The following is a 13529-nucleotide window of genomic DNA, read 5'->3' as shown; positions in this document are numbered from 1 at the left end:
TCTCACTTTTGCGATCGTTATGTCACTTCCAGTGATTTCACCGACGTCAGCGGTGGCGGCTGGCTGCATGAAAGGCGCTGCCGTGGGTGGCGTTGCGGGCCACGTCGCGGGTAAGCACGGCACGGCAGGCGCCGCGGCTGGGTGTGCCGTCGGACACCACGAGGCAGCGAAGAAGCAGAAGGCGGCGAGTGAAGCCGCGGCGAGCAAACCTGCGAGCCAATAGTTGGCGATCTCGGTAACCTCGCGGGGCCATCGAGGGTCGCCATGCTCGCGCGCCACGGCGCGGCACCGTGCTGATCCGTTCCGCGCGCGAGGGTGCGCGTCGTGCCTGCGCCATTGGCGCAGGGCTCGGGCGGCAGACGCGTGCCGTCGATGAAACGCACGGCGCAGACTTCGGCGGCGCTTGCATCAGCAGAAAGAGCGAGGCAGGCGTGCGTTCACGCGCTCGTCCCCGCACTCTGCACGTGAGATTCGAGCGCGCCGACCACGTCGAACAGGTCGCCGACAAGCCCCACATCGGCCACCGAGAAGATCGGCGCGTCCGGGTCCTTGTTCACGGCGACGATGAACTTCGAGTCCTTCATGCCGGCGAGGTGCTGGATCGCGCCCGAGATGCCGAATGCCACATACACGTCGGGTGCCACGCTGCGGCCGGTCTGTCCGACCTGCGCGGCGTTCGGCGCATAGCCGGCATCCACGGCGGCGCGCGAGGCGCCGAGCGCCGCGCCGAGCTTGTCGGCGAGCTTGCCGAGACGCGCCATGTTCTCCTGCGAAGCGAGGCCGCGTCCACCCGCGATCACCACGCGCGCGCTGCCGAGGTCTTGGCCGCTCTGCCCGGCGGCGCGGCGCTCGATTAGCCGCGTGGCTGTGAACGGCGCACCAGGTGCGAGCGCAACGACCTGCGCCGCGCCACCTTCCGCCTCGACCGGTGCGAATGACGAAGTCCGCACGCTGGCATAAGTGCGCGCCGTGGCGCTCGTCACCGTCGCGATCACGCTGCCCGCATAGAGGCCGCGCACGAACTGCGTGCGCTCGCGAATGGCGATTACGTCGGCGATAAAGGCGTCTTCGGTGAGCGCCGCCGCGCGCGGCAATGCAGCGCGGCTGGAGGCGCGGTGCGCCGCGAGCACCGCCGAATACCCTTCAGCGAGGGCGTGCAATTGCGCCGCGATCGTTTCCGGTGTGAGCGCATCGGCTGCGCCAGCGGATGCGACCAGCACGCGCTCGACTCCACTCACATGCGCCGCCGCTGCTGCGCTCGACGCATCGAATACGAGCAGATCGACGGGTTGCCCCAGTTGCAGCGCCGCGCCAATCACGCGCAGCGTGACATCGGAAATCGATCCCACGTCGGCATCGGCCAGAACCAGCGTTCTCATAGTCAAACTCCCACGGATTCAAATACGCGTCGATCGGCGAGTGCGGCGAGCAGCGCGTCGACACTGTCCACCTTCACACCAGGCTCGCGTACGGGCGGATCGTTCAGTTTCAGCACGTGGCTGCGGGCGCTCGACACGCCGCCGAGCGCGTCCGCCTCTCGCGTGGCGAGCGGCTTTTGCTTCGCCTTGACGATGCTCGGCAGTGTCACGCGGCGCGGCTCGGCCAGGCGCAGATCGGCGCTGATCACGGCGGGGCCGTCGAGTTGCCACGTGGCGGTGCCCGCATCGTCGCCGCAGCTCGCGCGCCAGCCGCCGTCGATGGCGTCGAGCGCGCTCGCATTCAGCGCCTGCGGCCAGCCCAGCAGTGCGGCGAGCATGGCGGCCACGCCGCCCACGTCGCCGTCGATGGCCTGCTTGCCGCACAGCACGAGACCGTAGTCGACCTCGTTCATGTGTGCGGCCACGAGCCGCGCAACGGCGAGCGAATCGAGCGTGGCCGTGGCGGCCCCCGTGTCGATCAGCACCGCTTCGTCGGCGCCCATGGCGAGCGCGGTGCGCAGCACGTCCTGGTGCGCGGGCAGGCCGCAGGTCAGCACCGTGACGTGCGAGGCCACCCCGGCTTCCTTCAGTTGCAGCGCTTTCTCGAGCGCGCATTCGTCGAACGGATTGAGCGACATCTTGAGCCCTGCTGTTTCGATCGCGCCGGCGCTGCTCACGCGCACGCGCACGTTCGGGTCGACCACGCGCTTGACGGGTACGAGAATGCGGACAGTCACCTGTTTTCTCCTGTTTGCATGAGAAAGCACATTGCGCGCTGGTGTTACGACACCGCGCCGAGACCGTACTTGCCGGTCAGCAGCGCGCCGCTCGCAAAGCGTTCGAGTGCGTACGGTTCGAGAGAGACGTCGGTGGCCAGGCCGAGCGCGTGCTGGGCGAGCAGCTTGCCGATGCCCGGCGAGAGCTTGAAGCCGTGACCCGAGAAGCCGAAGCCCACCGTGAGGCCTTCCACGTCGGCAACGTTGCCGAGCACGGGGTTCCAGTCGGGTGTGACGTCGTACACGCCGGTCCACGACGAGGCGAGCCCCGCCGTTTCGTAGGCGGGAAAGTGTTCGGCCACCTGTGCGCCGACTTCGGCCACATAGTCGAGGGAGATCTCGCCCTGCTCGGTCTCGGGCGCATTGAGCGTTTCGCCCACCACGCCTTCGGAGACCAACATCTGGCTGCCGCCGTAGCTGCGGAAATAGAGCATCCCCGGCGAGCCGAGGTCCTTGAATGCGGGCATGGCGAACGTGTAGGGGGCGGCTTCGCATTCGAGCGCGAGCACGGTGTGGCGCTCGGGCTTGACCGGCAGCGGCACGCCGATCCATTCGGAGAGTTCAGGGGTCCAGATGTTTTGCGTGCTGACGAGCGTGCCGCAACCAAAGCGTCCCGCCGACGTTTGCACCCCCACCACGCGGCGGCCTTCGCGCACGAGGCCGGTCACGCGCACCCCTTCCATGATCTTTACGCCGCGGCGGCGCGCAGAGCGTGCGAAGCTGGTCGCGACGAGATAGGCGTCGGCGAAGCCGGCTTCTGGCTCGAAGCCGATCAGCGCGGCGTCGTCGAAGGTGGCGATCGGCAGGCGCGCCTGCGCCGTCTGGCGGTCGAGCAGTTGTACCGCGATGCCCATTTCCTGCTGGGCGCGCAGCGAGGCTGCCAGCGGGTCGAGCTTGTCGCCCTCGGGCGCGCTGATCATGTAGCCGCATTTGACGAGGCCGCAGGAGGCTTCGTCGTCCCCGAGATAGTCGGCGAAATTGTTGAAGGCCCACCAGGAAGCGCGGGCGAGTTGGACGTTCTGGCGCACCGAGTAATGCGTGCGCAGCAGCCCGGAAGACTGCGAGGTGGTGCCCGCCCCGATCGTCCCTTGATCGAGGACGAGAACGCTGTTCGCGCCGAGCGCGGCGAGATGGTGGGCGACGGACGTGCCGATGACGCCGGCGCCTATCACGACATAGTCAAAGTGGCTCATGGGGCCCTCGTGGGTGAACGATGGGCAAATTCTGCGTCCCGGCTGCCCGCCATTATTTTGTATTAGGCAAACTTATGGTTCATCGACGCAATTGCTCATCGTCCGTGTGTTGAGCCGTCCGGGCGGCACCATGTGGAAGACGACGCGGCAGCGTCATTTGCGCAGACTTCCGCGGAGCTCCTCATGAGACGTACCCAGGCGCCAATCGACCTCAACGCCTTGCAGGCTTTTCTCGCGGTGTGCGAGACCGGCTCGATGACCGGCGCGGCGAAGCAGCTCGGCGTGAGCCAGAGCGCGGTGAGCCAGGCCATCGCGGCGCTCGAGCGAGATCAGGGCGTGGTCCTGTTCGATCGCGAAAGCCGGCCTCCCCGGCCGAACGTCGCGGGCCGCGCGCTGCTCGAACTGGCAGGCCCGCTGCTCGAGCATGCGCAGATGGTCAGCGCGCGCATCGGCGACACATCGAACGCGGGCAGCTTGCCCGTGCGGCTTGGCTGCGTGGATTCGTTCGCGGCGACCGTGGGCCCGGAGCTGATTCGCGCGGTGTCGGGCTCGGCACGGCAGATTGCGTTGTGGTCCGGTTTGACCCCCGGCTTGAGCAAGCAGTTGCACGATCGCGAGCTCGATCTCGCGGTATGCACGCAGACGACGCTCAACGACGCGCGCATCGTCGAGGCGCCGCTCTTTTCGGAGGCGTTCGTCGTGGTCGTCTCGCGCGCCTTGATTGCCGAGCGCGGGAACATCGATTGGCGCACGCTTGCGCTCGAAATGCCGATGATCCGCTATACCCCTCGCTCTGTGATCGGACAGCAGGTCGAGCGCTATGCGCGGCACCTCGGCATCAACAGTCCGCGCCGCTATGAATTCGACGCGACCGATCCGCTCCTGAGCCTAGTCGCGGCCCGGCTCGGCTTCTCGATTTCCACGCCGTTGTGTCTCTGGCAGGCGCGCCATTATTTGCCTGAGATCGCCGTGTTGCCGCTGCCGGCCGGACGGCTCGGGCGGCGCGACTTCTTCCTGCTGCATCGACAGGGCGAGTGGGACGCGTTTGCGCACGAGATCGTTGCGTTGACGCGGCGCGTGCTTGACGCCTCCATCAGGCCGGCACTCGCGCGCGCGCTGCCGCAACTGCCCGAAGACGCATTGATGTAGCGGATCTGCAATATTTTTTACGAGAGGCGGCGCTCGACGCGTTAAGGCGCTCGCACCGACGCTCGTGCGTTCATAAGTATTTCTGATAACCGAGCGTAAGCCCGCGTCCCGATTCAGTGCAGCAGCGCACGGCAGGCAGGAAAACCGCGCACCGTTAGAAGGCAAACGCCGATGCGAACGAATCGGCAAGGTAAGCGGCATAGGGCCGGCGTGCGTGCCAGATGTTTATCTGCAGGAATTTTTAGTTCATGAAGATAAACATGGCACGGACGTTGCATAAGAAGCAGCACAGGCGAGATTGCAAGGCTTGCGCCTCAGTCGGCGGTTCCCGGCGGATAGATGAAGATCGACAGGAACTGGATGGGCGTCTTGATGAGGCGCTCGGGGCCGTGAGGAATATCGGCCTGGAAAGTAAGCGTGTCGCCGGGATGGAGGATGTAGGTTTGCTGGCCGTGGCGGTATTCGATCACCCCCTTGAGCATGTGGATGAATTCGGTGCCGGGGTGTTCGAAGGTCGGGAAGCGTTCTGCTTCGTCCTCCATGGTGATGAGGAAGGGCTCGAAGGCTTTGCGCGGGCCCTGGTCGTAGGCGAGCAGATGGTAGGTATGGCCGCGTTTGGTGCCCTTGCGAACGACTTCCATGCCCGCGCCTTTCTTGACGAGTTGCGCGTCGCCTTGCGGCACGTCGAAGTTGCGAAAGAGCGCGGAAAGAGAGACGCCGAGCGCCTGGGCGATGCGGTGCAGGACGTCGAGTCCCGTTGAGGTCTGCGCGTTCTCGATCTTCGAGAGCATGCCGCGGCTGACGCCGGCCTGGTCGGCGACCTGGGCGATGGTCAGGTCGTGGCGCTGGCGCAAGTCGCGAATGGTGGCGCCCAGAAAGCGCTCGAGCGCAGTTTTGCTGTCGTCCCCAGTGTGCATGATCGGCCTCGGTAGAAATGCTTGACGCGTAGCTGGCCGGCACGCAGTGGCGCGCGCCGGCTGTTTCGCGCCATGAAGCATTGTTGCATGGCAGGAAAAGAAGTTCCAGACGGAGCGCGTAACGAGAAGTGCAACGAGTGCGCAATGGCGGGTGCGCATGAGCGCCCTGAACGATGGCCAGCAAGTCCCCGGAACCGGCCCAGGCACGATGTGTCCAGCCTCTTTCAACCGCAAACGGAGTTGGTGCAAGGAGTGACGATGAATCTGAACGACGCGAGTAAGCTGCCGCTCAGCGAGCCCGGAAGCGTGCCCCGTTTCGACTCGGCAGAAAACGCGCAGGGCTGGCTTGCTCAGCAGGGCGTGAAATACGTTTTGGCGCAGTTCGTCGACATCCATGGTGTCGCAAAGGCCAAGTCGGTGCCGGTCGCGCATTTGAAGACGGTGCTCGAGGCGGGAGCCGGCTTCGCAGGGTTTGCGATCTGGGGTGTCGGCATCGAGCCGAACGGCCCCGATTTCATGGCCGTCGGCGATCTCGCGACGCTCACGCCCGTTCCCTGGCAGCCGGGCCTCGCACGCATCGTCTGCGAGGGGCACGTGAACGGCGAAGCGTGGCCGTTCGATTCACGCGTCACGCTCAAGCGCCAGGTAGCACGCCTGACCGAGCGCGACTGGACCCTTTTCACAGGACTCGAGCCGGAATTCTCGCTGCTGCGCCGCTCCGCTAGCGGAACCCTCGAACCGTGCGACCCCAGCGACACGCTGGCGAAGCCGTGCTACGACTATAAGGGGCTATCGCGCACGCGGGTGTTTCTCGAGCGGCTCACCGAAGCACTGCGCTCGGTCGGCATCGACGTCTATCAGATCGACCACGAGGACGCCAACGGCCAGTTCGAAATCAACTACACGTACACCGACTGCCTGACGTCGTGCGACCACTACGTGTTCTTCAAGATGGCCGCGTCGGAGATTGCCAACGAGCTAGGCATGATCTGCTCGTTCATGGCGAAGCCGTTCGCGAACCGGCCCGGCAACGGCATGCACATGCACATCTCGATCGGCGACGGCAAGCGCAATCTGTTCGCCGACGGCGGCGACCCGCTGGGCATGGGCCTGTCGAAGCTTGGCTACCAGTTCACCGCCGGCATTCTTGCGCACGCCCCCGCGCTCACCGCGCTGTGCAATCCGACCGTCAACTCGTACAAGCGCCTCGTGGTGGGGCGCTCGCTCACCGGCGCGACGTGGGCGCCAGCCTATGTGAGTTATGGTGACAACAACCGCTCGACCATGGTGCGCATGCCCGGCGAGCGCATCGAACTGCGTCTGCCGGACGGCTCCTGCAACCCGTACCTCGCAACGGCCGCCGTGATTGCCGCGGGGCTCGACGGGATCGACCGGCAACTCGATCCGGGCGCGCCGGCAAACGAAAACCTTTACGAGTGGTCGTCCGAGCGACTTGCCGCGCACGGCATTGCGGTGTTGCCGCAAAACCTCGAGCAGGCGCTCGACGCGCTCGAGGCGGACACACTGATCTGCGAAGCGCTCGGCCCCCTGGCCGGTGAGTTCCTCAAGCTCAAGCGCATGGAATGGCTCGAATACATGCGGCACGTGTCCGACTGGGAACTCAAGAGCTACCTCGAATTTTTCTAAGGAGAACACACAATGTGTGGAATCGTAGGGTTGCTGGTGAAGACGCCGGCGCTACGCGAGCGGCTCGGCGAGCTGATGGTGCCGATGCTGATCGGCATGACCGAGCGCGGACCCGATTCGGCGGGGCTTGCGGTGTTCGGCAGCGAGGTGGATGCGAGCCAGCGCAAGCTGAGCCTCTACGCGGGCTTCACGGACGAGGGCGCGCAATTTCCCTGGGCCGCACTCGCCGACGCACTCAACCACGCCATGGACGTCACCGCGCGCTTCGACGTGAAGGGCAATCATGCAGTGCTCACGCTCCAGGGCGATGCGGAGCGCGTCAAGGTGTGGTTGCGCGAGCACTATCCGAAGCTCTATCTGCTTTCCACTGGACGCTCGATCGATCTCTACAAGGACATCGGCTCGCCGGCCGAAGTGGCCGCGCGCTATGACTTCGCGAACCTCAAAGGCTCGCACCTCGTCGGCCACACGCGCATGGCCACGGAATCGGCCGTCACGCCGGACCGCGCGCATCCGTTCACGGCGGGAGAGGACTTCTGCCTCGTGCACAACGGATCGCTTTCGAACCCATATGGCGTGCGGCGCAAGCTCGAGCCGCTCGGCATCCGCTTCGATACCGACAACGACACCGAAGCCGCTTGCCGTTTCATCGAATGGCGTTTGCGCGAGGGCGATGCGCTGCCCGAGGCGCTGCAAAAAGGCTTCGAGGAGCTGGACGGCTTCTATACGTTCCTGATGGGCACGACGACCGAGCTCGCGCTGATCCGCGATCCGTTCGCGTGCAAGCCGGCTGTGGTCGCGGAGAACGACGACTACGTAGCGATTGCCTCTGAGTTTCGCTCGCTCGCGCATCTGCCCGATATCCGCAATGCGAAGGTCTTCGAACCCGCTCCCGAGGAGATGTACGTATGGAAAGCCTGAATTTCGACCTCGAGACGCAGACGGTCCGGGACCTGAACCAATACCTGCACGGCGACACCGCGGCGCTGGCGGGGCAGCGCATCGCCGTCACGTCGCCGAATGGGGCACACAACATCGCCGTGGGCGTAGATGCCGACCTGCATGTGACGATCAAGGGCCACGCGGGCTATTACGCCGGCGGGATGAACCAGCAGGCGACGATCGTGATCGAGGGGAGCGCCGGCACGGGCGTCGCCGAGAACATGATGAGCGGCAAGGTGCATGTGCGAGGCTTCGCCTCGAACGGCGCGGGCGCTTCTGCGCACGGCGGACTGCTCGTGATCGACGGCGACGCGGGTCTGCGCTGCGGAATCTCGCTCAAGGGCGGCGACATCGTGGTGGGCGGCTCCGTGGGCAGCTTCTCGGCCTTCATGGCACAGGCGGGCCGGATGGTGATATGCGGCGACGCGGGCGACGCGCTGGGCGATTCGCTCTATGAAGCGGTGCTCTACGTGCGCGGCGAAGTGAAATCGCTCGGGGCGGACGCGCAGTACGAACCGATGAGCGATGCCGATTTCGACGCAGTGCGCGCGTTGCTGGCGGCGGGCGGGCTGGATCACGATCCAGCGTCCTTCAAGCGAATCGCGTCGGCACGCACGCTCTATCACTGGAACGCCGACGCCAATCAGGAATATTGAACACACGCTCTCTGAGAAGGTTCCCAATGGATGCCAAACCCGTTCAATTCGTTCGTTTGCAGCACGAAGAGTCGCACGGCTACGACCGCAAGACGATCGACTATATCCACTCGGCGGCACAGCGAGGTCTCTATGAGATCCGCGGTCTGGGCGCGAAACGCCACGTGCCGCATTTCGACGACCTGCTGTTTCTCGGCGCCTCGCTGTCGCGCTATCCGCTCGAAGGGTACCGCGAAAAGTGCTCGACCCAGACCGTGCTGGGCACTCGCTTCGCAAAGAAACCTGTCGTGCTGGATATTCCGGTCACGATTGCGGGCATGAGCTTCGGCGCACTGTCCGCGAACGTCAAGGAGGCGCTAGGGCAGGCCGCGACGGCGATGGGCACGTCCACGACCACCGGCGACGGCGGCATGACCCAGGAGGAGCGCCGCGCGTCGAAGACGCTGGTCTATCAGTGCCTGCCGTCGCGCTACGGCTTCAATCCGGACGACGTGCGCCGTGCCGACGCGATCGAAATCGTGATTGGCCAGGGCGCAAAGCCGGGTGGTGGCGGGATGCTGCTCGGCCAGAAAGTCAATCCGCGCGTGGCGGCGATGCGTACCTTGCCGGCCGGCGTCGACCAGCGCTCGGCGAGCCGTCACCCGGACTGGACCGGTCCCGACGACCTGGCGATCAAGATCCAGGAACTGCGCGAAATTACTGACTGGAACACGCCCGTGTACGTGAAGGTCGGGGCAACCCGCACGTTCAACGACGTCAAGCTTGCCGTACATGCTGGCGCGGACGTGGTCGTGATCGACGGCATGCAGGGGGGCACCGCGGCCACCCAGACCTGCTTCATCGAGAACGTCGGGATTCCGACGCTGGCTGCGGTTCGCCAGGCGGTGGATGCTCTCGAAGACCTGAATATGAAAGGGCAGGTGCAGCTGATCGTGTCGGGCGGCATACGGACGGGAGCCGACGTAGCCAAGGCGCTGGCGCTTGGCGCAGACGCCGTCGCGATCGGGCAGGGCATGCTGATGGCACTCGGCTGCAATAGCGACAGCTACTTCCAGAACGGCGCACTGCATTCGGCGGCTGCCGACTATGCAGCGCTTGGCACGTCGCCGGGCTTCTGCCACCACTGCCATACCGGCAAATGCCCCGTTGGCGTGACGACCCAGGACGCCGTTCTCGAGCAGCGCGTCCTGCCCGACGAAGGTTCGCGCCGTGTGCGCAACTACCTGAAGACGTTGAACATGGAGCTGACGACGATCGCGCGTGCCTGCGGGAAGCAGAACGTGCATCACCTCGAGCCCGAGGATCTGGTCGCCCTGACCGTGGAAGCCGCAGCGATGGCACGCGTGCCGCTCGCGGGCACTTCGTGGATTCCTGGCTGGAACAATTAAATTCAGTTGGCTGGAATTTTTGACTCTGGGAAATTAAAGCAAAGTCCGTTAAATCACCAATCTTTCAGGAGCCCTACATGAGTACGCAAAGCACCACACAAGCAGCGCCGGCATCGTCAACCGGCCTGCGTGCCGGTACTTTAGGTTTTGCCGAGGTGATTGGCCAATCTATCGCAAACGTTTCGCCAACCTTTACTCCTTCGATCAATGTGACCGCGATCGCGGCGCTGGCGGGCGCGGGGACCTGGCTGATTTATGGACTTTCGACGCTCGGGCTGCTGCTGGTCAGCATGAGCATCATCGCGCTCTCGAGCCGGATTGCAACCGCTGGATCATTCTTCATCTATATTTCGCGCGCGCTCGGGCCGATGGCAGGGGGCATGGCCGGCTGGGGGTTGATCGCGGCGTATGTGGGCACCGCGATGGGGGTAGGTGCCGCAGGTGTGGTTTTCGTGCAGAATGCCTTCTCTTCCTGGGGCATCAATATCCCGTCGTGGGCGGTCTACACCGTTTTCATTGCTCTCGCCTGGTTCTTCTCCGCACGCGACGTGAAGCTTTCCTCGCGCCTCTCACTGGCGATCGAGGCAACTTCGGTGGTGATCGTGGGCGGCGTGCTGATCTACGTGCTCGCCCTGCATCCTGACCATATCATCGACCATACGCAATTGAGCCTGCAGGGCGTGAGCGGGAAGGGTATGGCGCAAGGCATGGTGCTCGGCATCTTCTCGTACGTGGGCTTCGAAAGTGCTGCCTCGCTCGGCCAGGAGACCAGGGACCCGCTGCGCATCATTCCGCGCGCCGTGGTCTGGAGCGTGATCCTGTCGGGCCTTTTCTTCATGTTCGTCGCCTATTCGATGACGATCGCCTACCACGACGACACAGCCAAGCTCGGCGCCGATTCGGCCGTGCTCAACACCTTGCTTGCGAGCGTTGGCGCCTCGCCGCTCGGCCCGGTGTTTTACCTGATCGCTTCGGTCAGCGCGTTCTCGTGTGTCCTTGCGTGCATCAACTCGTCCAGCCGCCTGCTGTACTCCATGGGGCGCTACCAGTTCGTGCACCGCTCGATGGGAATGATTCACCGCACGCACCAGACGCCGTATCTCGCTGTGGCGTTTTCCTCGATCGTGACGCTCGTTGTGTGCATCGCGATGCTTGGCGCCGGTCCGCTCAATACCTTCGGCTACACGAGTACGTTCGCCACCTTTGGCTTTCTGGTGACCTATTTTCTCGTCGCGGTTTCCGCGCCTCTCTATCTGAAGAAGATGGGCGTGCTCAAGCCGGTCAACGTGCTGTGGAGCGTGCTTGGCGCGCTGGCGATGGTCGGCGCAGTGATCGGCAGCGTGTATCCGGTGCCGGATTATCCGTATAACATACTGCCGTATCTGTTCGTGGCGTACATGCTGGTCGGCACGGTCTGGTTGCTCATGCTGAAGAAGCGTTCGCCCCAGGTGCTCGAGAAGATCGAGCACGATCTGGAAACCAGCGACGTGATGACTCACGGCAAAAAGTAAATGACTGAACCGCGCTCCGTGGACCACCTTTCCGCACCGGCTGCGGACCGGAGGTCGGTCCATGCAGCCGGGACGGCCGTTGCAACTCGCGAAGCGGATTCTCAGGAAGTCGACCTGCAGTTGCGGCCCGAGCGCGGCGAATGCGCCGCGCTCGAGATCGGCTGCGTCTCCCGTCCCGCGCGTCTGCGTGGGCAAAATCGCGTCAACGAGGACTATTTCGGCGTGATGCTCGGCGACCTGGCCGCGCGCGCCGCGCGTGGCAGTGTGATCGCGCTGGCTGACGGAGTGAGCGGAAGTCAGGGTGGCCGGGTCGCGGCCGAGCTTTCAGTGCGTACCTTCATCGATGCGTATTACGGGCTACCCGAAACGCTCCAGCCCAGCGTGGCCGCTGCGCGTTCGCTACAGGCGCTGCACGGCTGGCTGCACCACATGGGCCGCGTCGATCCAAAGCTTAAACAGATGGCCGCATCATTTGCGGCGCTGGTCATACGGCGCGCCACAGCGTATCTGGTCGCAGCCGGAGATGTGCGGCTCTATTTGCTGCGCGACGGGCAACTGGCACAAATCGGCGAAGACGACATTGTGCCGGTCGCTTTTGGTTCGTACGTGGCGCACGCCATTGGCATGAACCCGGCGCTCGTGACCCGCTTCGAAACGTTCGAACTGCGTGAGGATGATCGCCTGCTATTGTGCTCGGACGGTCTTTATCGTCATGTGCCAGTGCGTGAACTGCAGACGGTGCTCGCGACGCGCAGTGGCGCGCTCGAAACTGCGCGCCGACTCGACGCGCTGGCACTGACGCGCGGTTCCCAGGACGACGTTACGAGCGCCGTGATTGACGTTGGCAGCCTGCCTTTGCTCGACGGCGGGTATCTGGAGCGAGTGGTCGGAATGCTGCCGATTCTCGCCGTGCCCGACGCCGGTGAGGTTATCGATGGATATCTGCTCAAGAGCGTGCTCAGCGATGGCTTTTATTCGCGGATCTTCGCCGGCTACGATCTGGCCGATCCGGACACGCCACTGGCGCTCAAGTTTCCCAAACCGCGCGTCGAGCAAGACGAGAACATACGCCAGTCGATCGTGCGTGAGCGCTGGCTCGCAGGCAAGGTTGGCGACGCCGGCGTGCTCGCGCCGCTGCCCGTTGACGCCAATCGGCAAACCCGGCTTTATGTGGTAATGCCGCTCGGCGCGGGAGTCACGCTCGAAAAGCTGCTTTCGGCGCCCGAGCCCATAGGGCTGCCGCGCGCGATCGGAATCGCACGGCAATTGGGCCGCTCGATCGACGCGCTGAATCGACGCAATATCTTTCATCGCGATATCAAGCCCGAGAACGTGCTGGTGATGCAGGACGACAGGACGTGCCTGCTCGACCTGGGCTTTGGTTATATGCCCGGTATGGAGCTGCCGGGCTCAGCCTGCGCGCCTGGCTCGCCCGCGTACATGGCGCCTGAGTTGATGAGGGGTGCGCAAGGCGATGCGCGCTCGGAGGTATTTGCGTATGGCGTGACGCTGTACCGGCTATTCAGCGGCGGCAAACTGCCGTACGGCTTCAATGGTCGCGTGCCGCTCTACGAGTACCGGCTCGACGCGCCGCATTGGCTTGACCTCGTGCTGGAGAAAGCGCTGCAGTCCGATCCCGCACGCAGGTATCAGGACGTACTCGCGGTTTGCGCCGATCTCGAGCGCCTTTCGAGCGGCCAGGGTGCGATGGCTCCGGTTCGACGCAAGCCCTTGCTCGAGAGCGAACCAGTGCTGTTCTGGCAGGGGATCTCGATTCTATTGCTGGCGCTGCTGCTGTGGTCGCTGATACGGCGATGAGCTTTCGCGTTGACATGCTGGCACATTGAACCGCGAGACCGGGGCGCGGTGGGCTTTCGGATGGAAGGTTGCCTCGAAGTGCGATGTGCCACCCGTGTATCTGCGCGCACTTAG

At 64.5% G+C, this 13529-nt stretch carries 12 protein-coding genes; 8 read left to right on the top strand and 4 right to left on the bottom strand.

The annotated features are described in order from the left end of the window. The first annotated feature begins 19 nt into the window (after positions 1-19). The gene (locus AB3X99_RS05785) at positions 20-223 is read left to right on the top strand and encodes a hypothetical protein (protein WP_342947184.1); all 204 of its coding nucleotides are present in this window, start codon (positions 20-22) and stop codon (positions 221-223) included. Between the two features lie 214 nt (positions 224-437). Here AB3X99_RS05785 and AB3X99_RS05780 read toward each other — a convergent pair whose 3' ends face one another. From AB3X99_RS05780 to AB3X99_RS05770, 3 genes are read right to left on the bottom strand one after another with little or no spacing between them, the layout of a single operon-like run. Next, on the bottom strand, positions 438-1379 hold the full coding sequence (locus AB3X99_RS05780) for an electron transfer flavoprotein subunit alpha/FixB family protein (protein WP_368616369.1): 942 nt from the start codon (positions 1377-1379) through the stop codon (positions 438-440). A gap of 2 nt (positions 1380-1381) precedes the next feature. Next, positions 1382-2155: an electron transfer flavoprotein subunit alpha gene (locus AB3X99_RS05775; protein WP_368616368.1), complete on the bottom strand. Its 774-nt coding sequence runs from the start codon at positions 2153-2155 to the stop codon at positions 1382-1384. Between the two features lie 44 nt (positions 2156-2199). Beyond that, complete coding sequence (locus AB3X99_RS05770; protein WP_368616367.1) at positions 2200-3387, bottom strand: NAD(P)/FAD-dependent oxidoreductase; 1188 nt, start codon at positions 3385-3387, stop codon at positions 2200-2202. Positions 3388-3570: 183 nt separating this feature from the next. Between AB3X99_RS05770 and AB3X99_RS05765 the strand changes: the two genes are divergently transcribed. Continuing rightward, entirely contained in the window at positions 3571-4536 is a 966-nt protein-coding gene (locus AB3X99_RS05765; protein ID WP_342947072.1) for a LysR family transcriptional regulator, read from the top strand. 314 nt (positions 4537-4850) lie between these two features. Here the strand turns inward: AB3X99_RS05765 and AB3X99_RS05760 are convergent, their stop codons facing one another. Next, on the bottom strand, positions 4851-5453 hold the full coding sequence (locus tag AB3X99_RS05760; protein WP_368616366.1) for a helix-turn-helix domain-containing protein: 603 nt from the start codon (positions 5451-5453) through the stop codon (positions 4851-4853). 258 nt (positions 5454-5711) lie between these two features. Between AB3X99_RS05760 and glnT the strand changes: the two genes are divergently transcribed. From glnT to AB3X99_RS05730, 6 genes are all read left to right on the top strand, one after another. Further along, positions 5712-7100, top strand: a complete 1389-nt coding sequence (gene glnT / locus AB3X99_RS05755) for a type III glutamate--ammonia ligase (protein ID WP_368616365.1) — start codon at positions 5712-5714, stop codon at positions 7098-7100. 12 nt (positions 7101-7112) lie between these two features. Further along, on the top strand, positions 7113-8021 hold the full coding sequence (locus tag AB3X99_RS05750; protein ID WP_368603380.1) for a class II glutamine amidotransferase: 909 nt from the start codon (positions 7113-7115) through the stop codon (positions 8019-8021). Continuing rightward, a complete protein-coding gene (locus tag AB3X99_RS05745; RefSeq protein WP_342947074.1) occupies positions 8009-8698 on the top strand; it encodes a protein glxC in 690 nt (229 codons plus the stop codon). Before AB3X99_RS05750 ends, AB3X99_RS05745 begins: the two co-directional genes overlap by 13 nt. Before the next feature lie 26 nt (positions 8699-8724). Next, positions 8725-10086 carry an FMN-binding glutamate synthase family protein gene (locus tag AB3X99_RS05740; protein ID WP_069266158.1) on the top strand — a complete coding sequence of 454 codons (1362 nt, stop codon included), beginning with the start codon at positions 8725-8727 and terminating at the stop codon, positions 10084-10086. Positions 10087-10163: 77 nt separating this feature from the next. After that, a complete protein-coding gene (locus AB3X99_RS05735) occupies positions 10164-11597 on the top strand; it encodes an APC family permease (protein ID WP_069266157.1) in 1434 nt (477 codons plus the stop codon). Continuing rightward, the gene (locus tag AB3X99_RS05730; RefSeq protein WP_368616364.1) at positions 11598-13415 is read left to right on the top strand and encodes a bifunctional protein-serine/threonine kinase/phosphatase; all 1818 of its coding nucleotides are present in this window, start codon (positions 11598-11600) and stop codon (positions 13413-13415) included. Positions 13416-13529: the final 114 nt, after the last annotated feature.

This window comes from Paraburkholderia sp. BR10882 (genome assembly GCF_040948855.1).
GTDB lineage: Bacteria > Pseudomonadota > Gammaproteobacteria > Burkholderiales > Burkholderiaceae > Paraburkholderia > Paraburkholderia nodosa_A.
This window is presented reverse-complemented; position numbering and strand designations above follow the sequence as displayed.

Bases quoted from the DNA above. Each gene is read 5' to 3' on its own strand.
- AB3X99_RS05785 (WP_342947184.1), top strand. From the start codon at position 20: ATGTCACTTCCAGTGATTTCACCGACGTCAGCGGTGGCGGCTGGCTGC.
- AB3X99_RS05780 (WP_368616369.1), bottom strand. From the start codon at position 1,379: ATGAGAACGCTGGTTCTGGCCGATGCCGACGTGGGATCGATTTCCGAT.
- AB3X99_RS05770 (WP_368616367.1), bottom strand. From the start codon at position 3,387: ATGAGCCACTTTGACTATGTCGTGATAGGCGCCGGCGTCATCGGCACG.
- AB3X99_RS05765 (WP_342947072.1), top strand. From the start codon at position 3,571: ATGAGACGTACCCAGGCGCCAATCGACCTCAACGCCTTGCAGGCTTTT.
- AB3X99_RS05760 (WP_368616366.1), bottom strand. From the start codon at position 5,453: ATGCACACTGGGGACGACAGCAAAACTGCGCTCGAGCGCTTTCTGGGC.
- glnT (WP_368616365.1), top strand. From the start codon at position 5,712: ATGAATCTGAACGACGCGAGTAAGCTGCCGCTCAGCGAGCCCGGAAGC.
- AB3X99_RS05750 (WP_368603380.1), top strand. From the start codon at position 7,113: ATGTGTGGAATCGTAGGGTTGCTGGTGAAGACGCCGGCGCTACGCGAG.
- AB3X99_RS05745 (WP_342947074.1), top strand. From the start codon at position 8,009: ATGGAAAGCCTGAATTTCGACCTCGAGACGCAGACGGTCCGGGACCTG.
- AB3X99_RS05740 (WP_069266158.1), top strand. From the start codon at position 8,725: ATGGATGCCAAACCCGTTCAATTCGTTCGTTTGCAGCACGAAGAGTCG.
- AB3X99_RS05735 (WP_069266157.1), top strand. From the start codon at position 10,164: ATGAGTACGCAAAGCACCACACAAGCAGCGCCGGCATCGTCAACCGGC.
- AB3X99_RS05730 (WP_368616364.1), top strand. From the start codon at position 11,598: ATGACTGAACCGCGCTCCGTGGACCACCTTTCCGCACCGGCTGCGGAC.